Raw genomic sequence first — 23,538 nt, 5'->3', positions numbered from 1 at the left:
TCATCAGTATTCTTGACATTCTCCCGCCGTTAAGCGAATTCCGGTGCATGGCAACCAAGCTTAAACTCACTAAGGAAAAGTATTCCAAAACCCAGATCCTCGACGAAATCGCCGCCAGCACCGAACTCAGCCGCAAGCAAGTGGCCGCTGTTCTGGATGGCCTCAGCACCATCATCGAGTCCCACGTCACCAAGAACGCTGTCGGCGAGTTCGTCCTTCCGGGCCTTCTCAAGATCAGCACCGTCCGCAAGCCGGCGACCAAGGCTCGCAAGGGCATCAATCCTTTCACCAAGGAAGAAGTCACTTTCAAGGCCAAGCCAGCGAGCACCGTCGTCAAGGTCCGTCCTTTGAAGAAGCTCAAGGACATGGCGGGCTGACCGCCTGATCCGGTCACGGAATGCCCCGCATTTCCAACGATCTAACAACCGGCCTTTCCGCATCGCGGGAAGGCCGTTTTTTGTGACGCATGATCGGAAATCCCGTGAAATATAAGGTGAAAACACACGTAGTTGCAGGTCACACACCCCATGAGCATACAACATGTCAAAGGCCTGACGACGGCACTTCTGTTAGGAATCCTGATGCTTGGCCCGCTGGAAGCCGCCCCACCGTATGCCAGTTGGGGAGAAGAGAATCTCACAACCATCAAGAAGGATCTCTGGCTTTCCGAATCCGGACTCTATGCGGAGATGGCCCCGGATGAGAACGGCGCGCCCTCGCACCCATCCTTCATGTGGGGAGTGGGCGTGCAGCTTACCGCGCTGGCCGCGGCCTCCGCTGTCGAGCCCGGGAAATACCTTCCTGAAACCAAGGCGTATGCGGATGCCATCCAGGTGTATTGGCTCAAGCACAACGGCGTCGAGGGCTTCGACGTGCAGCCCGGCCCGAAGGAATCCGACCGCTATTACGATGACAACGCCTGGCTGGTGCTGGCGCTGGCGGAGGTTTTCGAAGTCAGCAAGGAACAAAAATATTTGGACCGGGCGATCGCGACATTCGATTTCGTCATGACCGGCGAGGACGACAAGCTCGGAGGAGGACTCTACTGGCGGGAAAACATCCTGCGCTCCAAGCACACCTGTACGAACGGCCCGGCCATTGTTTCGGCGTTGCGGCTGCACCAGCTCACGAAGGACGGGAAATATCTGGAAATCGCCAGGCGCCTGTATGCATGGACAAACTCCCGCCTTCAGGACACGGACGGCCTTTACTTCGACAACATCAATCTGGAAGGGCGCGTCGGCCGCAGGAAATTCACCTACAACACCGCGCTGATGATCCGTGCGAACTGCCTCTTCCACAAGATCACCGGAGAAGCGCGTTATCTGGAGGAAGCCAGGCGGGTCTCCCTGGCGGCGGAAAAATTCTGGGTGCGGGAGAACGGAGCGGTCGCCGACAGCGGTCGTTTCGCCCACATGCTGGTGGAGTCCTACCTGGAGCTTTATCAGGAAAGCGGGGACAGGCACTGGGCGGAGGTCGTGGAAAAATCCCTGACCTATGTGCACGACAATCTCAAGGAACCCAACGGACGTTACCCCGTGACATGGGAACGCAAAATGAGCCCCCGCCGGGAGGAGAGCATGCTTCTCAACCAGGCCAGCCCCGCGCGGGCTTACTGGGTGGCGGCGGAGATCCTCACCGGCAAGGCTGCGGACGACCGGAAAAAATAAGTTTGTCATCCCCCATCATCCAAGTCCGTTGACCATCCCGCGCGTTCCATCAATCTCACCGCCAACCAATGAATCCGTTCAACCCATCCCGACTCACGCTGTCCCTGCTCGCCCTGTGCCCGCTGGCGTCCCTGTCCGCCAAGGAAATCTGGTTGGACGAATACGACACCAGCGGCTTCAGCACGGGCTTCGGAGACGCGAAGAAGAACAAGTCGATTTCCAACAAACCGCTGTCCATCGCGGGCACGACCTATCCGCGCGGAATGGGAGTCCATGCGCCGAGTGATGCGTTCGTGAACCTGCGCGGCCAGAAATCCGTCCGGTTCCAGGCAACCGTCGGCGCGGATGACGGGCCGGAGCAATCCGGATCGGTCGTCTTCCAAGTCATCGGCGACGGAAAAAAGCTCTATGACAGCGGGACTCTCCGCAAGGGCGATGCGGCGAAAAAAGTGGATGTGGATCTGGCAGGGGTGAAGCTGGTGGAACTCCGGGTGACCGATGCGGGCGACGGAAAAAACAGCGATCACGCGAATTGGGCGGACGCACGCTTCATCTACTCCGACGAGGCCCCCGCCATGGGACCGCGCTGGACGGTGAGCCTTCCACACTACGAAGGCGATGTTGCGAAACTCGCCGCCGCCAGACCACAACGTGTGATTTCCAGCCCTGACAAGAAGGTCAAGGCGGGCATCTCCGTGGCGGACGGAAGGCTGGTCATCCAGGTGCTGCGGAACGGCAGGCCGGTATTGGCCCCGTCCCCGCTGGGAGTTACGGTGGACGCAGTAGATCTCGGGAAGGATGTCGAGATCGGCGGCGCGCAACCCTACAAGACGGACGAGACCTACGCGTGGTTCGGCAACACGACCTCGATGCATGATCTCTGCAACGGGGAAAAGGTGTCCATCCGCAGCGGTGGCGAAACCTGGACGCTGGATTGGCGGGCCTACGGCGACGGCATCGCCTGGCGTTACATCATCCCCGGCGGTGGAAAAAGAAAGGTGACGGGCGAGGCGACCTCGTTCGTGATTCCGGAGGGAGCGAGCTACTGGAGCAATCACAACACCGGAAACTACGAAGCGAATTTCCTCCACTTCACCGTGAAGGACGACTCCCCCACCCGCCAGATCACCATGCCGGTGACGGTCGAGCTGAAGGATGGCGGCTATGCCAGCATCACCGAGGCGAACATGTTCGGCTACAGCGGCATGACCCTGGGCCCGCGGGGACGGACGCTGAACGGCATCTTCGAGGATGATGCGGAAGGCTGGACCATGGAGGGCGAGATCGCCACGCCATGGCGTATCGTCATCGCCGCGGAGGATCTCAACGGGCTGGTGAACCAGAGCATTGTTTACAACGTCTCGCCGCCGCCTGATGCGAAGCGGTTTCCCCAAGGCATGAAAACGGACTGGCTCAAGCCCGGCCGCTCCTACTGGACATGGGGCTTCGGGCAGTGGGACACCGCGAAATGGGAACTCATCAAGGGATTCGTGGACGACGCCGCCTCGCTGAACTGCGACTACTACGTCATCGATGATCCATGGCGCGAGCCGAAGATGGGCTGGCACCGCAATGGAAGGGACGAGTGGGCGAGCCTCAGGGAGGTGTGCGATTACGCGGCCACCAAGAAGGTGAAGATCATGGTCTGGGAGCATTGGGAGCGGCTCAAATCGCTCGAAAAGCGCGAGGAGTTTTTCAAGAACGTCGCCGCCGCCGGGGCCGTCGGCGTGAAGATCGACTTCATGGACAGCGAGAGCCAGGACCGGCTCGCGTTCTTCAAATCCTGCCTGGAAATCGGCGCGAAGGAAAAGATCCTGATCAATTTCCACGGTGCGAACAAGCCCGCCGGCGAGGAACGGACGTGGCCTCACTGGATGACCCGCGAGGCGGTCTTCGGGATGGAGCAGGGGGGAAATGTCGCCCGCTCCCACCTCGCGGCGCTGCCGTTCACCCGCCTTGTCACCGGTCCCGCCGATTTCACCCCCACCGTCTTCCGGGACGGACCGATGGGTAAAACGACGGCCGGATCGCAAATGGCCGCCGCCGTCGCCTACAATTCCCCGCTCAATCACTGGGCGGACAGCGCGAAATCCTACCTCGCGCAACCCGCCGAAGTCGTTGATTTCATCCGCACGAAGCCCGTCGTCTGGGACGAACTGCGGGTGCTGCCCGGCAGCAGGATCGGCGAGATCGCCGCACTCGCCCGCAGATCCGGCGATTCATGGTGGATCGCCGTCATCAATGGTACCGACCAGGTCAAAACGTATGATTTCGTTCTGGATTTCCTTCCTTCTGGAAATTTCCACGCGGTTTCCTTCAGCGATGTGGAGGGAGAAAAGACCCGGCTGGAAATCGGCGGTCGTGAGGTAAAATCCGGCGACAAGGCCACCGCCCGCATGTCGCCGGGAGGCGGTTTCGTCATGATCCTGAAGAAGAATTAAGCTCTGGAATCCCGCTTGCCCCGCCCGAATCCCGTGCCTACGGTGGCTGCCCGATGTTCGACCGGATCACGAAAAACCTCTGCGCGCCCATGGCGGGGCTGACCACCTCCGTGCTTTTGATAGCCACGGCCTCCGCACAGGCGCAGACACCGCCTCCGGTGTCGCCCGCGCAGTTCGATCCCTCCGATGTCTATTTCCAGGCCTATCTGGCGAAACGCGACGCCGAGCGGTTGGAAGAGAGCGGGGATTTCGTCGGCGCATCGGAAAAGCTCAGGGCGGCGAACAAGCTGATGGAGGGTGTCCGCACCTATTATCCGGCGTGGAAGCCCGAGATGGTCGGTGGCAGCATCTCGAAAAATTCCGACACCCTCGCCCGCTTGTTCACGCGGGCTGAGGAACAGAAGAAAAACCAGCGCAAGGTCACCGCCGAACTTGAAGGCGGTGAAAAAACCTCCGGCACATTGATCGATCCCGCGGAAGGGGTCATGCCGCTCAAACCGGGCGTCCTCGATGTCAACCCGATGGACGCCAAACGCCTCAGGGAAGCGGAGGCCGAGGTGGAACGTCTGAAAAATCTCACGAAGCCCGCTCCCACGACAGGTGGGGAAACGTCCCGCGACCTCTCCCGCGTGAACGACATGGCCCGCCAGCGCGACTTCGCCCAAGCGCAGCTCCGCGCGGCGGAAAACAGCCTGCAGTCGCTCCGCGCCCGGCTCGCCGCCAGTCCGGTGGAAAGCGAGATGAAGGCGATCGAACAACGCATCGCAGGCCTGGAGCAGGAACGCGACGCCATGGGCATGGCCCTCACCCAGAGCCGGGCCCGGCACACCGAGGCGCTCGCGGAGATCGCGACGCTCCAGGCGGATCGCGGAGTGATGCAGCAGAAATACTCCAATCTGGACCGCGATCTGAAGGTTCAGGAAAAAGTCTCGAACGAGGTCGTCGCCGGCCAGCGGACGCAGCTCATGGCGATGGAGAAGGAACTCGCCCAGAAAAACCTCGAGCTCGGCAAGGCGCACGAACGCATCAACAACCTCGTCAAGGAGCTCGAGGAAAGCAGGGAATCCTTCGCCCAGATCCGCACCGAGCGCGACTCTCTTCTGGAAGAGCGCGAGCAAATGAACGTCCTGCTCAATTTCAACAGAGACGGTCAGATCAATCACCTCATCCAGCAGAACCTCGGCCTCTCAAAGAGCCTGAACGAAGCGAAGGAAACCGTCGAGCGGCTGAATCTGGACAACAACAGCACCAAGGATGAGGTGATCGCGGCAAAGCAAAACCTCGCCATCGCCAAGTCGCAGATCAACCGGCTCCAGCAGGAGAAACGGGACCAGGACCAGCGTCTCGAGGACTTGGAAAAACGGCTGCGCGGCGAGGAACGCTCGCTCGCCGGAGGCAACGCCTCGTCAAATCCGGAAGAAGTCCGGATGCTGCGTGAAATCATCCGCAAGCAGCTCGCCGTGCAGGAGCGCCGCCGCCAGGCCAGCGATCTCATGGTCCAGGCCGCCAAGGACATGGGCGGAGAAAGCGAGGAGATGGACCAGGCCATCAAATTGTTGGACGGACAGGACGTCCAGCTCACTCCCGACGAGCAGCAGCTTCTCGCCGACAGACAGGTGGATGGAGTGTTCATTTCCCCTTTCGCCCAGGACCGCGACACCGTCGGCCGCAACACCGACGCGCTGAACCGCGACATTTCCGTTCTCGAGCGGACCGCCGAGAAATCCTACTCCGCAGGCCGTCTGCTGCCAACCCGCGAATTGTTTGAAATGATCATGGAGCAGCACCCCGGCCACATCCCCACGCTTTGCAAGCTGGGTGTCGTGGACCTGAAGCTGAATGATCCCACCGCCGCCGTGGACAAGTTCCGCCGCGCGGTGGAGCTGGAGGCTAACAACCCGTATGCCCACCGGATGCTGGGTTACTCGCTTTTCCTGCTCGGGGATCTCGCCGCCGCCGAACAGGAATTCAAGACCGCCATCCAGATCCTGCCGGATGACGCGAAAAGCTATTTCCTCCTCGCCAAGACCACCCTCAACCTGGGCCGTGCGGGAGAGGCCGAAGCCAATTTCAAGGCCTCCATCGCCGCTGATCCGATGCCGAACGAGGGCTACATCGCGCTCGCGGTGCTTTGCGCGCGTGACAAACGCCTCGATCAGGCCAAGGAATACTACCAGCAGGCGCTCGAACGCGGAGCGGTGCCTGACCCCAAACTCGAAGAACGCCTCGTCACCCAGTGAAAAACCTACCTCTCTCCCTCATCCTGCCGGCCGTCCTGCTCGTCTCCTGCGCCTCGGATTCGGACAAGAAAAAATCCGCGGCCGCCGCCCCGGCATCACAAGGTGCGACCGAACGCAGCGTCGCCGACTGGGTGTCGGAAAAATCCAAGGACAATGGGTTTAAAAAGAATGAGAAAGGCTCTTGGGTGCCCAAGAGCGACAAACGGAGTTCTTATGATCAAATGGGCCAGGACCCCAATTTCGCCAACAAGACGTATAAGAAAGAGGCATACAAACCCGGCGACTTTTCCAAGAAGTCCTTTTGGGGCAACAAGGAGTTCGACCGCAAGGCCTACGCCGGCAACACCGATGGCGGCAAATTCCAAAAAGCCTCCAAGCTGGGCGAAAAGGGAGCCCGGGAATCCTCCACGAACGCCAAACTTCCGGACAACTACGATACGAACGGCTACGCCACCAACTCCGCACGCGAGGCTGGAAACGCTCCCATCACCAAGGGCACGAACGACCAGATCGAAAACAAGCGGAATGACTTCGAACGTCCGGACATCATCGACTACCGCGAACAACGCCAGATGAGCAAAGCCCAGACAACGACAATCATGGGTCGCTGAGTTGGTCCTCCATTTCACGAGCATCCCGCCACGCTCCCGGCGGTTTTTGGCAGGCACAGGCATCATTGCCCGTTGACGGACGCCCCGACTTCCCTGCCCTTTCAGGCAACCGTCGCTTCCTTGCCAACCGCTTCAAGCGAATCCAGCAGCAGCTTCTTCAGCGTTTCCCACCGCCAGGGACGACCTTCGAGGAAAAACGTCTGCGCCACGGACAGGCGGATCTGCGCGTATTGTTCCGCCGGATACACCGCTGCCAGCGATGCTCCCAGCGCCCCCGGAACCACGTCACGGACATGGCGCACATCCAGGTCCTTCGCCGCCAGCCGCGTCCTCCAGGCCGCGGCGAATTTCTCCGCCAGCACGGCCCCCGGCGGCGTTTCCAACATCACCAGCCCATCCGTGGCTGGATCCGTGTGGATCATCACATGCACCAGCGACTCATGCCGCCTGAGATCCTCGGCGATGCGGTCTTTCATCTGCGTGCGATAGGGCCGTTCATGGCGGTCCACCAGTTTCGCCCGCGTGGTTTCCGGAAGTTTCAGGGAAAACCGGCTCCATCTTTCATCGCCGTCCTTGCCGAAATCGATGAGCAGCCGGGTGACATCGCCATGCAGCAGCGGCGTGCGGAATCTCATGGAAAATCCCTGGGCCAGATTCAGCGACCCGGGTTCCCAGCCTTCCGTCGATGTGACGATATCCTCGGAGCCCCGGAAAATCTCCCGATAGGCCTCGGGCACCGCACAGGTCGCATGGTCACAACTGATCAGAAAAGCCGTCATTGATTCAAAGTTTTCGCAAGGGGAGATGAGACTCACCGGGATTCGCGTCGAGCACAATCACCATCGTCAGGGAGATGCGAATGTGTGACGGATCATCGGCGGAAAAATTCACCCCAATACCCGATCTTTCTCTTCCTGAAAGCCGGGTCCCGGGACTGGCGGCCCGTTCACCCGCACTTCCCGCACTTTTTCCTCGTCCTCCCACCCGGAATTCCCCCACCCTCCCGCCGCAATGCTCAAGGCCGGAATCGTAGGACTACCCAATGTCGGTAAATCGACACTCTTCAATGCTGTGACCCGCACCCGCAAGGCGGAGGCGGCGAACTATCCATTCTGCACCATCGACCCGAATGTCGGCATCGTCAGCGTGCCGGATCCCCGGCTTGCGGTGCTCTCGAAGATTTCCGGTTCCCAGAAACTGGTGCCGACCGCCATCGAGTTCGTCGACATCGCCGGACTGGTGAAGGGCGCTTCGGAAGGCGCGGGCCTTGGCAACCAGTTCCTCGCGAACATCCGCGAGACCGACGCCATCGTGCAGGTCGTGCGTTGTTTCGAGAACGACGACATCATCCACGAGCTCGGCACCGTCGATCCCATCCGCGACATCGACATCATCAACTCGGAGCTGATCCTCGCCGACATGGCCTCGCTGGAAAAGCGCCGTCACTCCCGCGAGAAAAAAGCCAAGGGCGGCGACAAGGAAGCGAAGAAGGAGGTCGAGCTCATCGACGTCATCATGCCGCACCTCGATCAGGGGAAACCCGCGCTGACCATCGATTTCACCGACGATGACAAGGCCATCGTGAAAGAATTTTTCCTGCTTTCTTCGAAGAAAACCATCTACGCCTGCAACGTCGCGGAAGACGAACTTGCCGGAGCCATCGCCGACCCGGATTCCCACGCCCAGGTCGCCCGCGTCCGCAAGTATGCCGCCGAGCACACCGGTTCGGAAGCCGTCGTCATCTCCGCCCGCATCGAGGAAGAACTCAGCGAGATGCCGGTGGAGGAAGCGAATGAATTCCTCGCCGACATGGGCGTGACGGATTCCGGCGTCTCCGCGCTGATCCGTGGTGTCTACCACCTGCTCGGCCTCCGCACCTACCTTACCACGGGCGTGCAAGAAACCCGCGCGTGGACCATCATCGCCGGTGACAAGGCCCCCGCCGCCGCGGGAGTGATCCACACCGACTTCGAGCGTGGCTTCATCGCTGCGGAAATCGTCCACTATGACGATCTCGTGGGCGCCGGCAGCATGTCCGCCGCCAAGGTCGCCGGAAAGGTCCGCATCGAAGGCAAACAGTACGTCATGAAAGATGGCGACGTCGTTGAATTCCGGTTCAACGTGTAAATGGATTTCTCATAACCTCTTGCCACGTCCCGCATCCTCCGCTAGCGAATGGCGGATGCAGTTTCCCTCATTCCGTTGGCTGGCACCTCTGCTGGTCTCAGCCTGCGGTGTGGCTGGATATCAGCTCGGAAGAGCGGGTATTTCGGAAAGAATCAGCGGGAATGGTGAAAAAAACGTACCTCGGACAGAGCAAAAACTCTCACGTGATTTGCGACGGGAAGAAACTCCTCTTGGAGATTTCAAACGGATGCTGCTGGACCGCAAAAACGAGGCAGACGTTTGGAAAGCCGTTTCACGTCTGCCTGCCGCGTCAATCCCTGATGCATTGATCGCGCTACGGGAAGCCCGGGTGGTGACTCCCAGCGGCACGGATGCGGCGAGGCGGCTGGAAGAGATCGAGTCCGCTCTTTACTACCACTGGGCGGAGTCTGATCCGGTGGCCGCGCTGGCGAATGTCTCGGCAATGCCGGGTCCACCGGATCAACAAGCGATGCAATCAAGAAAAGCACTCTTGGAAAGCGTGCTGAGCGCGTGGATGCGGACAGATCCCAACGCCGCCTACCGCGCGGTGAAAGATCACGAGGATTTCGGCTACGTCGGGCGCAACATGCTCGTCCAAATGTGGACGGCGGACAATGTGTTTGAAAATCTGAAACAGTTTCCTGACAAGAATAGGGATTTGTTCGGCCACTATTGTTATTATGCCGCAGAAGTCGGAAATGAGGAAAAGAGGGACGACATACTCAAGATTCTCAAGGAACAACCGGACATCAAGGATCGTGATTGGGGGTATTTCCTGCTATTCCGACAATGGGCCTACGCGGATTTCCCCGCAGCGATGGCGGAGGCGAAAAAACATAACAACCCGGGATTGGAAAAACATGTCTTAGAGGATGGTCTCAACCATCAACCCGCCGCAACGATGCGTTGGGCGGCAAGCCAGAACATCCCACCGGGTGGACTGCTGTGGGAAGCGGGTTATCGGAATTGGCTGATGTTTGAACCTGCCGAAGCTGGGAAATGGTTGGATGAACAAGCGCCGATATGGACCAGAGATGGTCACATCGCCGCGGTGGCGGGATTTCGGGCGGCACAACTCGTCACCACCGACAGGCCACCCGGAGGAACTGATCGGGAGGAGTCCGGACGGAAACTGATCTCACTGATGGCGGAGTGGAAAAACAAAGACCCTGAAGCAGCCGCGAAATGGCTGGATACAGCTCCGGATGAGGCCCGCAAACTTCTCAATGGGAAAGGAACCGGGTCTCATGAATAAGTCATTGATTGGAATCCCGATCGGCTGCGTCTCGGCAGCAGTCATGGGCTATCTGCTCGCCCGGCAGTCGTCCGGCGTGGCAGGTAGCGATGCTGAAATTTCTTCCCAGCCGAAAAACCCTTCCGAGATGCAGGCAGCCGCTCACGGGACGCGGACTCCTGAGTCGTTGGTGAAAATCCGTAGTGCCGCACAGCTGGCGGCCTTGAAAGAAGACTTACGCCAGCGGCTTAAGAATAGTCCGACACCAGACCACGATTGGGGGCTGCGCGAGCGAGTGGCGGCGGTTCTGACGACGATGAGTCCGCAAGAGCTGGAGGGGTTCGCGAAAGAAACGCTGCCGGTCAATATGAACACCACCATCCGTTCATGGCCCATGATGTATGGTCTGATTTCAAAGGAGACCCTGCGGCAGTGGTGCCTCAAAGATCCGGCAGGAGCGTGTCAGTCCTTGGCAACCATTCATCTGGGAGCGATGGCCGGAGTATTCAGGCAATGGCAGCAACGTGATCCTGAAGCCGCCCAGGCATGGCTGGAGCGGGCCAATTTCCCACAAAAAGATGATGAAATAAAAGCGATGTTGAAGCGGAATTTCCTTACCCAGCAAGTGATGGATCATTTCTCCGCAGCCCGTGAATCCTTGGGACAGATGACTCCCGAGGCTCAAAAGCAAACACTTGAAGAATGGAGCAAACTGGTCGCTCACGACCCGGCCAAACGAGACGAATTACTCTCCCTGCTGGCAAACCGTGGAGATGGCGAACTGACGGAAAAATGTTACCAGAAGTTGATCGGAGAAATGGCTGACAAGTCACCCAACGAGGCTGCGAATTTCATCGAATCGACGACTCTGGACGAGGAGCTGAAAAACAAGCTCAACGATCAAGTCCTCGGTGACTGGGCAATGAAGGACCCGGTGCGGGCTTTCGCCAAATGGGCGGAACTGGAGCGCGGGGACGCCCCGCCTGCTTTGTTCCCCGCCCTTTTCCAGTGGAGCATAAACTCGCCCGGTGCGGAGCAAGCCCTCGAGTGGGCGAAAAAACTCCCTCCCGGCGCGGTAAGCGACCAATTCAAACTCCAGCTGATCCAAGGATGGGGTGGAGGCCGATTCCATCAGGCGGCGGAACTGAGCGCCTCGCTGGAAGATCCCAGACAACGCATCCGTCAGATGAAACTGGTGAGACGTAATTGGCAGACAGGCTGGCCGGATGGGGAAAAAGCATGGTTCCAAAAACTACCGCAGGCGGATAAGGAAGCGCTGGAGAAACCGCTTGAATGATTCATGCCATTCCCCCGGTCGATTCCACGCATGTGGTTCATCCATCCATGGCGTCTTCCGTGCGCTCGGAAGTCATTTTATTTAAAGCAACCGGCATCACTTGTTGCCATGGATTCTCCGCCCATCTAACAAATGGAGAATGAAATTCCTCCCGCGTCACCTCTTCCCCGTCCTGCTCGTCACGACCTGTGGCATGGCCGGATACGCGGTGGGACACCTGGGAATCTCCGCGGAAGAAAACCCGCTTGCCGAAGGCGGATCTTCCGACAGCCGTCGGGCTCATACACGGGAACGCCGATCTGGAGAAAACCCTGCTGAAAACTTCAGGCGATTGATCCTGGATCGGAAAAATGAGGAAAACCTCTGGAAAGTCGTATCCCGGCTTCCCGCAGCGGAGATTCCCGAAGCATTGCGGATTCTCCGTGAAGCGCGTGCCATCACCGCGAGCCGGACAATGGAGGAGAATCGGTTGGATGAAATCGAGTCCGCTCTTTACTACCGCTGGGCGGAGTCGGATCCGGCGGCCGCGCAGGCGGATGTCGCGGCGATGCCGGGGGCACCGGATGAACAAGCGGGTGCGAAGCGGAACAAGCTGATGAAAAGCGTGCTGAACGCGTGGATGAAGACGGATCCGGATGCGGCCTATCGGTCGGTGAAGGATCAATACTATTTCAGTCACATGGGTCGGGACATGCTCGTGAAGACGTGGACGGCGCAGAATGTGTTTGAAAATCTAAAGCGGTTTCCGGACAAGGAGAAGGATCTGTTCGCCTCCTATTGTGCGGAAGCGGCAAAGAGAGAAGATTCGCGGAACGCGATGCTCAAGGCGCTGAAGGAGCGACCGGATATCCCGGACCGCGACCGGGGCTACGGTTTGCTTTTCCGCGAATGGACCCGCACGGACCTCCCCGCTGCCATGGCGGAGGCGAAAAATGTGGATCTCCCTGGATTTGAAAAAATCGTCCTGGAAAACGGAATCCAGATGCAACCCGCCGCGGCCTTGCGTTGGGCGGCCGGCAAAAACATCCCTCCAGACGGACGGACGTGGTGGGAGGGTTATAGTAGTTGGATTTCTTCAGATACGGCGGACGCGGAGCAGTGGTTGGAGAAACAAGCGCCCGTATGGGAGGAAGCGGGCCACTTCGAAGCCGTCGCGATGCTCAGGATCCAGCAACTCTCAAAGCAGGATAAGATCGATCTCAAAACCGAACAACCGATCTGGACCGCCTTGGTTTCGAAATGGAAAAGCCAGGACTTGGAAGCTGCCGAAAAATGGCTGAATGGTGCGTGGGCTGAAGGTCAAAGCATCCCTCGAATCCTCTCAGCGAAAGGAGACCAAGGTGACCAATAAAGCGCTCATCGGGATCCCCTTCGGTTGCGTCGCGGCGGCGGTCACGGGCTACCTGCTCGCCTCCCGCCCGTCCGCCGTTGCAGGAAATGGTACTGGAATTCCGTCGCCTGAAACCCGGTCGGAAGCGTTACATGACAGGGCCTCAAGCGGAAAAACTTCCAATTCATCGGTGAAAAACCGCAGTGCCGCGCAGCGGGCTGCCTTGAAGGAGAATCTGCGCATGCTGTTTGAACACAGCACGGATGCCGCGCATGACTGGCCCATGCGCGAACAGGCTGCGGCGATCCTGGCGACAATGAGTCCGCAGGAGTTGGAGCAGTTTTCAAAGGAATGGCGGTTTGCCGGCTCCGTGACGAACATGAGATCATTCAGGGAGATCGAAGACCCGCTTTATCACGAAATACTGGAGCACTGGGGGCGGAAGGATCCTCAAGCGGCTTGCCTGTCCCTGGCGGAAACCAACATCGGAGCACTGGGCGAGGTCTTCGCCCAATGGCAGCAGCGGGATCCGGCGGCGGCCCGGGCTTGGCTGGAGCAGGCTCATTTCCCGAAAGAAAGCGATGAGATGAGAGCCATCATTCAGCGGAATTTCCTCAAACAACAAGTCACTGACGATTTCGCCGCCGCCCGGGAAGCATTGGCCACATTGAAGCCGGATGACCAAAAGCAAATGCTCGAAGAATGGAGCAGGCTGCTTGCCCATGATCCGGACAAACGCGCGGAACTGCTTTCCCACCTCGCCAGCCGTGGCGATGCCGAACTGACCGCGAAGTGCTACAAGAAATTGATCGAAGAGATGGCGGATAAGTCACCCAACGAAGCGGCCGTTTTCATCGAATTCACCAACCTGCCTGAAGAACAGAAAAACAAGCTCAACGATCAGGTCATAGGGAATTGGGCGTTGAAAGACCCGGAGCAAGCCTTCGCAAAATGGGCGGCACTCGGTCGTGAAGACGTCCCCGCGAAAATATTGGAAGCCATTTCCCAATGGGGAAGCCAACCACCGGACAGACCCCGGACGGTCGAATGGATCAAAACCCTTCCCACCGGCCCGGCGCGGGATAAATTTTCCGCACGAGTCATCGGTAGAAACAGCGATCAAGAAGACGCCGAACTGAGCGCTTCTCTCTCCGATCCCAAGCAACGGATCGAAATGCTGAAGACAATGAAACGCAGGTGGGAAGCCAGCGCACCGAATGACGCGAAAGCGTGGTTCGAGAAGCTGCCGCAGGCTGATAAGGACGCGCTGGGAAAAGCGGCGGAGTAGGTTTTCCGGCATAGGTCGTATAGCTCCTATGAATCCCACAAAAAATCCGCCACCGGCCGAAGCCGATGACGGATTTGAGAAGACTCATGCTTATGAAAGAACAGGCGGAAATGCCTGTCTCACGATCAATGCTCGCGGCAGAACTGCTCGAAGCGGGTGAGGCCCTCGTTGAGGATGTCCAGCGTGGTGCAGTAGCTGAGGCGGATGCCCTCGTCGAAGCCGAAGGCGATGCCGGGGATGGCGGCGACCTTGTAGCGGGAGAGGAGTTTGTCACAGAGGTTCATCGACTTCAGGCCGGTTTTGCCGGTGTAGACGAAGAAGTAGAACGCGCCTTGTGGCTCGACCACGCGGATGTTCGGGATGGCCTTGAGACGGGCATACATGAACTGGCGCTTCACGTCGTATTCGCCACGGAGATCCTCGATGAACGACTGGTCGCCCTCCAGCGCGGCGACGGCGCCGTACTGGGAGAACGAGTTGGCGTTCGAGGTGGTGTGGTTCTGGATCTTTTCGATGGCGTCCGCCAACGCTTTCGGAGCGGCGGTGTAGCCGAGACGCCAGCCGGTCATCGAGTAGGCCTTGGAAAAGCCGTTCACCGTGATGGTGAGGTCGTAGAGTTCCTGGCTGAGCGAGGCGATGGAGACGTGCTTGGCTTCGCCGTAAACCAGCTTTTCGTAAATCTCGTCCGAAAGGATGACGATGTCCTCGCCGAGGGCGATTTCACCGAGGGCGAGCAGCTCCTCCTTGGTGTAGATCGCACCGGTCGGGTTGCTCGGGGTGTTGATGATGACCATCTTGGTCGCCGGGGTCATGGCTTCCTCGAATTGCTCGGGGGTCATTTTCCAACCGTTGGATTCCTTGGTCTCGACGATGACGGGCACGCCACCCGCGAGAGTCACCATCTCCGGATAGGAAACCCAGAATGGCGAGGGGATGATGACTTCGTCACCTTCCTCGATCACGGCGAGGATGGCGTTGTAACAGGCCATTTTCGCACCACCGGTGACACAGATCTGGTTGGGCGCGTAGTCCAGGTTGTTGTCCTCCTTGAACTTCTTCGAAAGCGCGGCGCGGAGTTCCGGGATGCCGCCGGCCGGGGTGTACTTGGTCTTTCCGGACTGGAGCGCCTCGATGGCGGCGTCCTTGATGAACTGCGGGGTGTCCACTTCCGGCTCACCACCGGCGAGCGCATAAACTTCTTCGCCCTTGGCGATCATCGCTTTAGCCTGTGCGGTGACGGCAAGCGTGAGGGATGGGGAAACTTTGGCAATACGGGATGAGATGCTTTCCATAGGAGCGGCGGTTAAGGGGTTGGCCCGCCATCCCGGGCGGAGCAACAGAATTTTGCGCAGCCCCAGGAGTGGGCGGGGGTCTTTTGTGGGGCTTGGCCGTTAGGGTGGCAAGCGAAATGGTTCTGCTTGACGAACGCAAAAACTCAGCTTGTCGGCACGTGACGAAATCGTCACATTCTTCCCGTGATCTCACTCGCAAAGCTATTTGGAAAATCGGACCGGTTCTTTGAACTCCTTGCCAGCAGTGCAAAATCGGCGCACCAGAGCATCGAAGCGCTCGCCCGCCTCCTGCAGGAATCGAACGGGGACATCTCCCTCGCTGACCTCGCGGTGGCACGCCGCAACGAGAAAAAAACGGCGGAAATCATCAGCGAGGAACTCGTGAAGGTCTTCGTCACCGCGCTGGACCGCGAGGACATCGAGGCCCTGTCGAAGGCCCTCTACCGCATTCCTAAAACGGTGGAGAAATTCGGCGAACGCTACGAAATCATGCACCACCTGGTGAAGGCGAAGGATTTCGCTCCACAGATGGCAATCGCCCAGGAAGCCGCGCTCGTGGTCGTCCGCATGGTGGACATGCTCTCGAAAAGCCCGCGCCTGGAGGACATCAAGGCGGAAAACGACAAGATGCAGGAGCTGGAAGGCCGTGCCGACCAACTTGTCGTCGGCTACCTGAAGGAAATCTACTCCGGCTCCATGGACCCGATCGAGGCCATGGCGAAGCGGGACCTCTACGACCTGCTGGAAAAAGTCATCGACCGCTGCCGCGACGCCGGCAACGTGGTCTCCCAGATCGTCCTGAAGAACTCCTGAGCCTCCCACTAGCATGACGCTTGGCATCATTTTCCTGGTGATCTTCATCGCCCTCGCCTTCGAGTACATCAATGGCTTCCATGATACGGCGAACTCCATCGCCACCGTCGTCGGCACCAAGGTGATGACCCCCCGGCAGGCGATCCTCATGGCCGCCGCCACCAACCTCATCGGTGCGCTTGCCGGTCACGCCGTCGCGAAAACGGTGTCATCCGGGCTGGTGGATTCCCAATTCATTTCCCCGCTGGTCATCGTCTGCGCGCTCCTCGGAGGGATCGTGTGGAACCTGATCACCTGGTGGTTCGGGCTCCCGTCCAGCTCCACCCACGCCCTCGTCGGTGGAATTTGCGGCGCGGCGGTCGCCAGCGCGCACGACAACTGGCACGCGATCATCTGGTCGGTGAAAAAAGTCAAGGATGGCAAGGAAGTCATGGAGGGCGTGCTGCACAAGGTGGTGATCCCGATGATCACCTCGCCCGTCATCGGCTTTGTCGGCGGCTTCATCATCATGGGCATCCTTTATTTCCTGTTACAAAAGGCGCGGCCGCGGTTCGTGAACCGTTTCTTCGGCAAGGCCCAGATCTTCAGCGCTGGGTACATGGGATTCGCCCACGGTCTCGCCGACGCCCAGAAAACGATGGGTGTCATCACTCTCGCCCTCGTCACCGCCACCGCCACCGGCACCTTCCAGAACGCTCCGGACTGGATGAACTTCCTCCGCATGGACAAATCGATGGCCTCCGAGGAAAGCATCAAGACCATCCAGAATCCCAAATCCACCCCCGAGCAACTGCGCGCCGCCGCCAGCACCCTCGAAACGGAAAGCACCCATCTCAAGCCCGGCGAATTCCGCGAGGCGTTCCAAACCCTCTCGGCCAAGACCTTCGCCGCCATTGGAGACGCGGAAGCCGCCCAACGCCTCGCCTCTCACGCAAAAGCCACCCACAACCAGCTAGTCTCCCACGAGGATGCCCGGTTCCTGCCGAAACTCCCGATCCTCGGGAAAATGGTCGCAGCGAAAATCACCGACTGGAACGGCAGCCTGACCAAGGAAATGGCCGCCGCCGAATCCGCCGGAAAAGTCCCTCTCGTCGTGGCCGCCGGAAAAGTCCGCGATCTCTCGCCCGACGTGCCGGCATGGATCAAGATCGTCTGCTCCATCACCATGGCCGCCGGAACGATGGCGGGCGGCTGGCGCATCATCAAGACGCTCGGTCACAAGATGGTGAAACTCCAGCCCGTCCACGGCTTCGCCGCCGAGACCACCGCCGCCACCCTGCTCGCCGTGACCGGCAGTTTCGGAATGACCGTTTCCACCACCCACAGCATCACCACCTCCATCATGGGCGTCGGTTGTGCGAAACGTCTCAACTCGCTCAACTTCACCCTCATCGAGCGCATCCTCTGGGCCTGGATCCTCACCCTTCCCGCCGCGGGCGGTGTCGCCTATCTCCTGGTGAAGCTCTTCCGCATCTGCGGTTGGATTCCCTGAAGAGGAAATCCGCCGCATGAGAGGGTGCGATCATGCGACGCCATCATGCGAGCTCCCAAACATAACGCTCCTCCTCGAGGGTGACACCTCCAAGTTCGAACGGTTTTTTGGAGCCCGCCTCAGGCACAAATCCGGCCGAACGGTAGAATCGAATCGCACGTTCGTTGCCGGCAATCACCCACAAGCTGATTCTTCCCGCGCCACACTCCACCAAGATGTCACGGGAAGCCAGCCACAGCCGGTATCCGACACCTTGTGACCAGCGGGCGGGTTCCACATAAAACGCCCAGATTTCATGCTGCGATGAAGCAGCCCTGTCGTCACGGCACGGTCCCATCGCCAGAAAACCCACCACCTGACCGTCAATCTCGGCCACCAGGAGCTTCGGCATCTCCTGGAGGATCGACTTCGCCCAAATTTCCTGCCGTTCGTAAACCGACAAGCCGGCAAGATACTCCAGGGGAAGGATGCCCCGGTAAGCTTCCTGCCAAGAGATGACCTGCACCCGCGCGATCGGCCCGGCGTCGGAAGCGGTTGCCGGACGGACGATCATAGGACAGGGAAACCACTCCGTGGGATCAGGCTCCGAAATTTTTCATTCCTTCCGCCATTTCCTCCGGCGTGGGCGAGGACACTTTTTGAGCGACGGACCAGCGGTAGCCGAAGGGATCGGCGAGACTGGCGAGACGGTCTCCCCAGAATTGATCGGTCGGCGGGCTGACGACGGTCGCTCCGGCGGCGACGGCTTGCTCGAATGCGGCGTCACAATCCGGAACGTAGATCATGAACGAGCCACCTTTGGAAATTTCCGGAGCCACGGCACCATAGTCCGGGTATTCGTCCGAGATCATCATGATGGAATTCCCAATCCGGAATTCCGCATGGGCGACCCCACCGGTTTTCTCATCCGGCAGCCGGAAATGTTCCACCGCCCCGAAGGCGGCGGCGTAGAATTTCAGGGACGCGTCCGCGTTTTTCGAGGTAAGGGAAGGCGTAACGGAGTGGTAACCTTCCGGGATATGGGCGAAATCTGACATTCGGACATGCTATAGGAATCCCTCCGCCCGCCAAGGTGGAAAATGTGACAGCTGGATCAGACTTGGCGGATCCATCCCCTCCAATGGTCAAACAGGAACCAACATTCCTTCAGCCTCCGCAAGGCGCTTCTGATTCGCGTCGAAGGTGAAAAACGTTGCCACACCGAAATGCAGGGCCGTGGCCACATGCAGAATGTCCGCGAAGCGGTGGCCGTGGGCTTCAGTGTGTCTGCCGCTGAGTTCTTCGGCAATGCGATGCACATCCGCCCAGTCCGGGGAAATCATTTCCAGCACACCGTGCGCGAGGTCGGATTGCAGGTCGCGAAGCATCGCGCTGCCTTCGTTTTTTGAAAATCCCTTGCTGCGATCCTTTGAAAAAAGCCGCATTTGGAAGCGGATTGACTGGCGGAATTCGAGAAGGAGGAGGGAGGAAACCGGGAGTGGAACGACGAGATCCGCTCTAAGTTCTATCGCTCGCTGGGATGTGTGTTGCAGGCGATAAAGCGAACAAACAAACGATGTGTCCGGATAAACATTCATCCTTCCTCACCTTCCAATTCAGCTTCACGCATGGCAGCTACTTCTTCAGCGGAGAAGACCCGATCACCCCAAATTTTTTTAAGTCGGGCGGCGAAATCAGGTTTCGCCAGGTCATGAGCTCCGGATCGAGAGGTTGCGGAAAGGAAACCGATGGGTTTGCCACGCTTTTCGATACGGATTTCCTCCCCTTCCCCGAGCCATGCTTCGACCTTGGAAAAGTTGTTACGAATGTCCCGCACGGTGACTGTTCTCATGTGGACAAAATATGTCCACAAAGGTAATATGTCAATTACGCTGGATTCGAAAAGGCGGCAAGCAACCTATTTCGAAATAGGATCCGAGCCCGGCATTGCGTTGGCAATCAACCCATTGCTTCGTTATCCGGGATAGTCCCCCGCGATGTACCCCTGGAGCTGTTGGATGGTGTGCCGCTGGGACTGCATGACCCAACTCACCAGATCTCCAATGGAAACCAATCCGACCAGACGCCCCTCATCCACGACGGGCAGGTGGCGGATGCGCTTGCCCGTCATGAGCTGCATGCATTTGTCGATGCCATCCCTGCTGGCCACGGTGATGGCCGGACTGGAAACGATTTCTCCGACGGTGGTATCTCGGGAAGTGCGGCCCCGCAGCACGACTTTCCGGCTGTAGTCCCGCTCGGAAAGGACCCCGATGATCCGCTCCCCCTCCACCACGACAAGCGCGCCGATGTTTTTCTCCCCCATGAGCCGGACGGCGTCATAGACCGAGTTTTGGGGTGACGTGGTGAATACCTCTCCACTTTTATTGTGGAGAATGTCATAAACAGTTCCGTTGATTTCCATGGGTTTGTTCCTTTTTGAAGTTCTATGACATTGAAGAGGATGAACCATGACGTCAAGCATCCAGAAATCCGTCGGCTCCGGTCGTTTTCAACCGTTGCCCCCCAACCGCAAGCTCACCGCCCCTGAAACAAGATTCTGTTGGACGAACTCCCGGAGAGAGGGCTTGATCCCAGCATGAAAGCCTACCTTGACCTCATGCGCGACGTGCTGGAGCACGGCGAGGATCGCTCGGACCGCACGGGAACGGGAACAAGATCGGTATTCGGACGGCAGGCACGCTACGACCTGCGGAAGGGCTTCCCTTGCGTGACGACGAAGAAACTCCACCTGCGCTCGATCATCCATGAGCTGCTGTGGTTTCTCCGCGGGGAGACAAACACACGCTATTTAAAAGAGAACGGTGTGACGATCTGGGACGAGTGGGAGGATGCCGAGGGCGAGCTCGGCCCGGTTTACGGCAAGCAATGGCGGGCATGGCCCACCCCGGAAGGACGGACGATCGACCAGATCCGCCTGCTGGTGGACGGCCTGCTTGGAAATCCACATTCCCGCCGCCACATCGTATCCGCCTGGAACGTGGGGCAGATCCACCAGATGGCGCTGCCCCCCTGCCACCTTCTGTTCCAATTCTACGTCCATGAGGCGCCGGAGGGCGGCAGGCCGGGCCTGTCGTGCCAGCTTTACCAACGCAGCGCGGATCTGTTTCTCGGCGTGCCGTTCAACATCGCGTCCTATGCCCTGCTGACACAGATGATCGCCCATGTCTGCGACTACGAGGCGCGGGACTTCGTCCACACCTTCGGGGACCTCCATCTTTACTCGAATCATCTGGAACAGACGGAACTCCAGCTCTCCCGCGAACCGCGCGCTCTGCCAACCCTTTGGCTGAACCCCAACGTGAAGGACATCGACGGATTCACGATTGATGACATCCGTTTGGAAAATTACGATCCCCATCCACACATCAAGGCTCCGGTGGCGGTTTGATTCCGATGTTCGATTACGAAAAACGCGGCGAGGCATTGATCTCGCGGACCGGGTTCATGCGGCGCATCGCGCGCTCGTTCATGGTGATCATCCTGCTCGTGGGGGCTTCGCTGGGCGCAGGCATGGCCGGATACCGGGTTTTCGAACATCTCCCGTGGACGGACTGCTTCCTGAACGCCTCGATGCTGCTCGGCGGCATGGGTCCTGTGGATGAGATGAAAACCGAGGCAGGAAAACTCTTTTCAGGCTTCTACGCCTTATATTCCGGTCTGGCCTTCCTGGTTCTGGCCGGATTGCTCTTCGCTCCGGTAGCGCACCGGATACTCCATCGCTTCCATTATGATGATGAGGAGGAGAAACGATCATGAGTATCCAACTGACAGCGGTGGTGGCGATGACCGGGGAACGGGTGATCGGCCGGGCGGGAACCCTGCCCTGGCACCTGCCGGAAGATCTGGCGTTTTTCAAGAGGACGACCTCCGGCCACCCCATCGTCATGGGCCGGAAAACCTACGAATCCATCGGGCGTCCGCTGCCTAAGCGGCGCAACATCGTGATGACCCGGGACCAAAACTGGTCGGCGATGGGTGTGGAAGTCATCCATTCTCCGGCGGACCTGGCGGAGTTGCCCGGTCTCGACGGCCGCGTGTTCGTCATCGGCGGATCAGAAATCTACTCCGCGTTCCTCCCGGAACTGGACGACCTGCTGGTAAGCCACATTTTTGAAAATCATGCGGGCGACACCCGTCTCGCCGAGTTTGAAACCAGCTTTCCCGTATCCGAATTGGTGGAAACCCATCCCGCCTTCGAGGTGCGTCGGCATTCCCGTGGTTCTGCCACGGCGGAGATTCGGCTTGCAAGTGAAATCCCTCCGCTCTAAAAACTGCCCGCACAGCTTCTGACGAAAGAAAGGAGTGGGTCTCGCACCCACTCTTTTGCGTCTCCAGACATCAGCAGCGACCGCAGACACAGCCGCCATGACCAACGATATCGTCGCCCTCATCGATTATTACGAAAAAGAAAAAGGAATCGACCGTGACAAGGTCGTTGCCGCGCTCGAGTTCGCCTTCATTTCGGCTTACCGTAAGATGGTTCCGGGAGCGGATGCCATTGAAACACTGCGTGCTTCGGTCGATACGAAGAAGGGCGAGACCAAGATTTATGCGATCCTCACGGTGGTTGAGAACGAATCGTATTCGGACAAGTTCAACGAGGTCCCGATGACCACGGCGCTGAAAAAGAACCCTGCCGCCCAAGCCGGTGACATCCAGGAATTCAACGTCACTCCCAAGGATTTCGGCCGCATCGCCGTGCAGACCGCCAAGCAGACGATGATGCAGCGCCTCCGCCAGGCGGAGAAGGAAATGATTTACGAAGAGTTCAAGGACCGGGCCGGCGATGTCGTCTCCGGAACCGTCCGCCGCTTCGAGCGCAACGACGTGATGATCGACCTCGGCAAATTCGAAGGCATCATGCCGAACCGCGAGCGCGTGCAGGGCGAGGACTACAACATCGGCGACCGCATCCGCGCCTACGTGCTTGCCGTTGAAAATGAAGGCCGTGGACCGGAAATCATTCTTTCCCGCAGCCATCCGAACTTTGTCCGCCGCCTGTTCGAGGCCGAAGTGAATGAAATTTCCGACCGAACCGTGGAAATCCGAGGCATCGCCCGCGAAGCCGGATTCCGCACCAAGGTGGCCGTTTGGAGCAGCGATCCGAAGGTCGATCCCGTCGGCGCCTGTGTGGGCATGCGAGGCGCCCGGGTGAAAAACATCGTCCGTGAGCTGAACAACGAGAAGGTGGACATCATCCGCTGGAGCGAGGATCCGAAGGAATTCGTCCGCGAGGCCCTCAAGCCCGCCGAGCTCCGCTCCATTTCCGTGGATGAAGCCAACCGCACGGTCCACGTCACGGTGGACGAGATCGATCTGAGCAAGGCCATCGGCCGCAAGGGCCAGAACGCCCGCCTTTCCTCACGCCTCATGGGCTGGGATGTGCAGGTCCGCAAGGACGAGTCCAAGGAAGAGCAGTTCAAGGAGAAGATCGGCGGAGCGGCCCATACCCTCGCCGACCAACTCGGCATCACCGACGAGCTCGCCGGAAAACTCACCCTCGCAGGCGGCTTCAACCCCGAGATGGTGGTTGACATGCCCGCCGACTATATCGCCGCGGCGCTCGGCATCACCGAAGAGGCGGCCGAGGCCATTCTCGTCCGTGCTCAAGGCATCGTCGCCTCCAAAGCCTGAATTCCACCTTCCTTCTTATTTCCATTCCCTCCTCCTCACCAACTC

23 protein-coding genes are annotated in these 23,538 nt (G+C 59.1%); 16 read left to right on the top strand and 7 right to left on the bottom strand.

Translation table 11 applies throughout. From position 1 onward, the window contains the following. The first annotated feature begins 47 nt into the window (after positions 1–47). The 5 genes from JIN84_RS14195 (at position 48) to JIN84_RS14175 (ending at position 6,962) form a co-directional block, all read left to right on the top strand. Positions 48–377: an HU family DNA-binding protein gene (locus tag JIN84_RS14195; protein WP_200351699.1), complete on the top strand. Its 330-nt coding sequence runs from the start codon at positions 48–50 to the stop codon at positions 375–377. A gap of 150 nt (positions 378–527) precedes the next feature. Then, entirely contained in the window at positions 528–1,670 is a 1,143-nt protein-coding gene (locus JIN84_RS14190) for a glycoside hydrolase family 76 protein (RefSeq protein WP_200351698.1), read from the top strand. Positions 1,671–1,738: 68 nt separating this feature from the next. Then, a complete protein-coding gene (locus JIN84_RS14185) occupies positions 1,739–4,111 on the top strand; it encodes an NPCBM/NEW2 domain-containing protein (protein ID WP_200351697.1) in 2,373 nt (790 codons plus the stop codon). Positions 4,112–4,164: 53 nt separating this feature from the next. Continuing rightward, the gene (locus JIN84_RS14180) at positions 4,165–6,351 is read left to right on the top strand and encodes a tetratricopeptide repeat protein (RefSeq protein WP_234043470.1); all 2,187 of its coding nucleotides are present in this window, start codon (positions 4,165–4,167) and stop codon (positions 6,349–6,351) included. Then, positions 6,348–6,962, top strand: a complete 615-nt coding sequence (locus JIN84_RS14175; RefSeq protein ID WP_200351695.1) for a hypothetical protein — start codon at positions 6,348–6,350, stop codon at positions 6,960–6,962. The genes JIN84_RS14180 and JIN84_RS14175 overlap by 4 nt, the downstream gene beginning before the upstream one ends. A 101-nt stretch (positions 6,963–7,063) precedes the next feature. On the opposite strand, the gene JIN84_RS14170 is transcribed toward JIN84_RS14175, so the two are convergent. Further along, a complete protein-coding gene (locus tag JIN84_RS14170; RefSeq protein ID WP_200351694.1) occupies positions 7,064–7,741 on the bottom strand; it encodes a hypothetical protein in 678 nt (225 codons plus the stop codon). 232 nt (positions 7,742–7,973) lie between these two features. Between JIN84_RS14170 and ychF the strand changes: the two genes are divergently transcribed. The 5 genes from ychF (at position 7,974) to JIN84_RS14145 (ending at position 14,259) form a co-directional block, all read left to right on the top strand. Then, positions 7,974–9,089 carry a redox-regulated ATPase YchF gene (gene ychF, locus JIN84_RS14165; protein WP_200351693.1) on the top strand — a complete coding sequence of 372 codons (1,116 nt, stop codon included), beginning with the start codon at positions 7,974–7,976 and terminating at the stop codon, positions 9,087–9,089. A gap of 247 nt (positions 9,090–9,336) precedes the next feature. Further along, positions 9,337–10,365 (top strand): hypothetical protein, encoded by a 1,029-nt coding sequence (locus JIN84_RS14160; RefSeq protein WP_200351692.1) that lies wholly within the window; start codon positions 9,337–9,339, stop codon positions 10,363–10,365. Then, complete coding sequence (locus JIN84_RS14155) at positions 10,337–11,641, top strand: hypothetical protein (protein WP_200351691.1); 1,305 nt, start codon at positions 10,337–10,339, stop codon at positions 11,639–11,641. The genes JIN84_RS14160 and JIN84_RS14155 overlap by 29 nt, the downstream gene beginning before the upstream one ends. A 139-nt stretch (positions 11,642–11,780) precedes the next feature. Continuing rightward, the gene (locus tag JIN84_RS14150; protein WP_200351690.1) at positions 11,781–12,992 is read left to right on the top strand and encodes a hypothetical protein; all 1,212 of its coding nucleotides are present in this window, start codon (positions 11,781–11,783) and stop codon (positions 12,990–12,992) included. Then, the gene (locus tag JIN84_RS14145) at positions 12,982–14,259 is read left to right on the top strand and encodes a hypothetical protein (RefSeq protein WP_200351689.1); all 1,278 of its coding nucleotides are present in this window, start codon (positions 12,982–12,984) and stop codon (positions 14,257–14,259) included. Before JIN84_RS14150 ends, JIN84_RS14145 begins: the two co-directional genes overlap by 11 nt. Before the next feature lie 125 nt (positions 14,260–14,384). Here the strand turns inward: JIN84_RS14145 and JIN84_RS14140 are convergent, their stop codons facing one another. Continuing rightward, positions 14,385–15,551, bottom strand: a complete 1,167-nt coding sequence (locus JIN84_RS14140) for a pyridoxal phosphate-dependent aminotransferase (protein WP_200351688.1) — start codon at positions 15,549–15,551, stop codon at positions 14,385–14,387. A gap of 183 nt (positions 15,552–15,734) precedes the next feature. On the opposite strand from JIN84_RS14140, the gene JIN84_RS14135 reads away from it, so the two are divergent. After that, the gene (locus JIN84_RS14135) at positions 15,735–16,364 is read left to right on the top strand and encodes a DUF47 domain-containing protein (protein WP_200351687.1); all 630 of its coding nucleotides are present in this window, start codon (positions 15,735–15,737) and stop codon (positions 16,362–16,364) included. Between the two features lie 13 nt (positions 16,365–16,377). Further along, the gene (locus JIN84_RS14130) at positions 16,378–17,856 is read left to right on the top strand and encodes an inorganic phosphate transporter (RefSeq protein ID WP_200351686.1); all 1,479 of its coding nucleotides are present in this window, start codon (positions 16,378–16,380) and stop codon (positions 17,854–17,856) included. Between the two features lie 43 nt (positions 17,857–17,899). Here JIN84_RS14130 and JIN84_RS14125 read toward each other — a convergent pair whose 3' ends face one another. The 5 genes from JIN84_RS14125 to JIN84_RS14105 all read right to left on the bottom strand — a co-directional run bounded on the left by JIN84_RS14125 (position 17,900) and on the right by JIN84_RS14105 (position 20,260). Beyond that, positions 17,900–18,409: a GNAT family N-acetyltransferase gene (locus tag JIN84_RS14125; RefSeq protein ID WP_200351685.1), complete on the bottom strand. Its 510-nt coding sequence runs from the start codon at positions 18,407–18,409 to the stop codon at positions 17,900–17,902. A gap of 25 nt (positions 18,410–18,434) precedes the next feature. Further along, complete coding sequence (locus JIN84_RS14120) at positions 18,435–18,893, bottom strand: VOC family protein (RefSeq protein WP_200351684.1); 459 nt, start codon at positions 18,891–18,893, stop codon at positions 18,435–18,437. An 87-nt stretch (positions 18,894–18,980) separates the two neighbouring features. Then, positions 18,981–19,433, bottom strand: coding sequence for a PIN domain-containing protein (locus tag JIN84_RS14115; RefSeq protein ID WP_200351683.1), 453 nt, complete (start codon positions 19,431–19,433; stop codon positions 18,981–18,983). Continuing rightward, positions 19,430–19,687: a type II toxin-antitoxin system Phd/YefM family antitoxin gene (locus JIN84_RS14110; protein ID WP_200351682.1), complete on the bottom strand. Its 258-nt coding sequence runs from the start codon at positions 19,685–19,687 to the stop codon at positions 19,430–19,432. The genes JIN84_RS14115 and JIN84_RS14110 overlap by 4 nt, the downstream gene beginning before the upstream one ends. A gap of 123 nt (positions 19,688–19,810) precedes the next feature. Next, the gene (locus tag JIN84_RS14105; protein WP_200351681.1) at positions 19,811–20,260 is read right to left on the bottom strand and encodes a CBS domain-containing protein; all 450 of its coding nucleotides are present in this window, start codon (positions 20,258–20,260) and stop codon (positions 19,811–19,813) included. Positions 20,261–20,434: 174 nt separating this feature from the next. Between JIN84_RS14105 and JIN84_RS14100 the strand changes: the two genes are divergently transcribed. From JIN84_RS14100 to nusA, 4 genes are all read left to right on the top strand, one after another. Next, on the top strand, positions 20,435–21,247 hold the full coding sequence (locus JIN84_RS14100; RefSeq protein WP_200351680.1) for a thymidylate synthase: 813 nt from the start codon (positions 20,435–20,437) through the stop codon (positions 21,245–21,247). A gap of 5 nt (positions 21,248–21,252) precedes the next feature. Beyond that, the gene (locus JIN84_RS14095; RefSeq protein ID WP_200351679.1) at positions 21,253–21,615 is read left to right on the top strand and encodes a hypothetical protein; all 363 of its coding nucleotides are present in this window, start codon (positions 21,253–21,255) and stop codon (positions 21,613–21,615) included. Next, positions 21,612–22,127, top strand: a complete 516-nt coding sequence (locus JIN84_RS14090) for a dihydrofolate reductase (RefSeq protein WP_200351678.1) — start codon at positions 21,612–21,614, stop codon at positions 22,125–22,127. Before JIN84_RS14095 ends, JIN84_RS14090 begins: the two co-directional genes overlap by 4 nt. Before the next feature lie 97 nt (positions 22,128–22,224). Next, complete coding sequence (nusA, locus tag JIN84_RS14085; protein WP_200351677.1) at positions 22,225–23,493, top strand: transcription termination factor NusA; 1,269 nt, start codon at positions 22,225–22,227, stop codon at positions 23,491–23,493. The last annotated feature ends 45 nt before the right edge of the window (positions 23,494–23,538 follow it).

The sequence above is a fragment of the Luteolibacter yonseiensis genome, from assembly GCF_016595465.1.
Taxonomy (GTDB): Bacteria; Verrucomicrobiota; Verrucomicrobiia; order Verrucomicrobiales; family Akkermansiaceae; genus Luteolibacter; species Luteolibacter yonseiensis.
The sequence above is the reverse complement of the archived record's forward strand: the minus strand, read 5'-3'. Positions and strand labels throughout refer to the sequence as shown.

Coding starts and splice junctions, on each gene's coding strand:
- JIN84_RS14195 (WP_200351699.1), top strand. CDS start 48: ATGGCAACCAAGCTTAAACTCACTAAGGAAAAGTATTCCAAAACCCAG.
- JIN84_RS14190 (WP_200351698.1), top strand. CDS start 528: ATGAGCATACAACATGTCAAAGGCCTGACGACGGCACTTCTGTTAGGA.
- JIN84_RS14185 (WP_200351697.1), top strand. CDS start 1,739: ATGAATCCGTTCAACCCATCCCGACTCACGCTGTCCCTGCTCGCCCTG.
- JIN84_RS14180 (WP_234043470.1), top strand. CDS start 4,165: ATGTTCGACCGGATCACGAAAAACCTCTGCGCGCCCATGGCGGGGCTG.
- JIN84_RS14170 (WP_200351694.1), bottom strand. CDS start 7,741: ATGACGGCTTTTCTGATCAGTTGTGACCATGCGACCTGTGCGGTGCCC.
- ychF (WP_200351693.1), top strand. CDS start 7,974: ATGCTCAAGGCCGGAATCGTAGGACTACCCAATGTCGGTAAATCGACA.
- JIN84_RS14160 (WP_200351692.1), top strand. CDS start 9,337: ATGCTGCTGGACCGCAAAAACGAGGCAGACGTTTGGAAAGCCGTTTCA.
- JIN84_RS14155 (WP_200351691.1), top strand. CDS start 10,337: ATGGGAAAGGAACCGGGTCTCATGAATAAGTCATTGATTGGAATCCCG.
- JIN84_RS14150 (WP_200351690.1), top strand. CDS start 11,781: ATGAAATTCCTCCCGCGTCACCTCTTCCCCGTCCTGCTCGTCACGACC.
- JIN84_RS14140 (WP_200351688.1), bottom strand. CDS start 15,551: ATGGAAAGCATCTCATCCCGTATTGCCAAAGTTTCCCCATCCCTCACG.
- JIN84_RS14130 (WP_200351686.1), top strand. CDS start 16,378: ATGACGCTTGGCATCATTTTCCTGGTGATCTTCATCGCCCTCGCCTTC.
- JIN84_RS14125 (WP_200351685.1), bottom strand. CDS start 18,409: ATGATCGTCCGTCCGGCAACCGCTTCCGACGCCGGGCCGATCGCGCGG.
- JIN84_RS14120 (WP_200351684.1), bottom strand. CDS start 18,893: ATGTCAGATTTCGCCCATATCCCGGAAGGTTACCACTCCGTTACGCCT.
- JIN84_RS14115 (WP_200351683.1), bottom strand. CDS start 19,433: ATGAATGTTTATCCGGACACATCGTTTGTTTGTTCGCTTTATCGCCTG.
- JIN84_RS14110 (WP_200351682.1), bottom strand. CDS start 19,687: ATGAGAACAGTCACCGTGCGGGACATTCGTAACAACTTTTCCAAGGTC.
- JIN84_RS14105 (WP_200351681.1), bottom strand. CDS start 20,260: ATGGAAATCAACGGAACTGTTTATGACATTCTCCACAATAAAAGTGGA.
- JIN84_RS14100 (WP_200351680.1), top strand. CDS start 20,435: ATGAAAGCCTACCTTGACCTCATGCGCGACGTGCTGGAGCACGGCGAG.
- JIN84_RS14095 (WP_200351679.1), top strand. CDS start 21,253: ATGTTCGATTACGAAAAACGCGGCGAGGCATTGATCTCGCGGACCGGG.
- JIN84_RS14090 (WP_200351678.1), top strand. CDS start 21,612: ATGAGTATCCAACTGACAGCGGTGGTGGCGATGACCGGGGAACGGGTG.
- nusA (WP_200351677.1), top strand. CDS start 22,225: ATGACCAACGATATCGTCGCCCTCATCGATTATTACGAAAAAGAAAAA.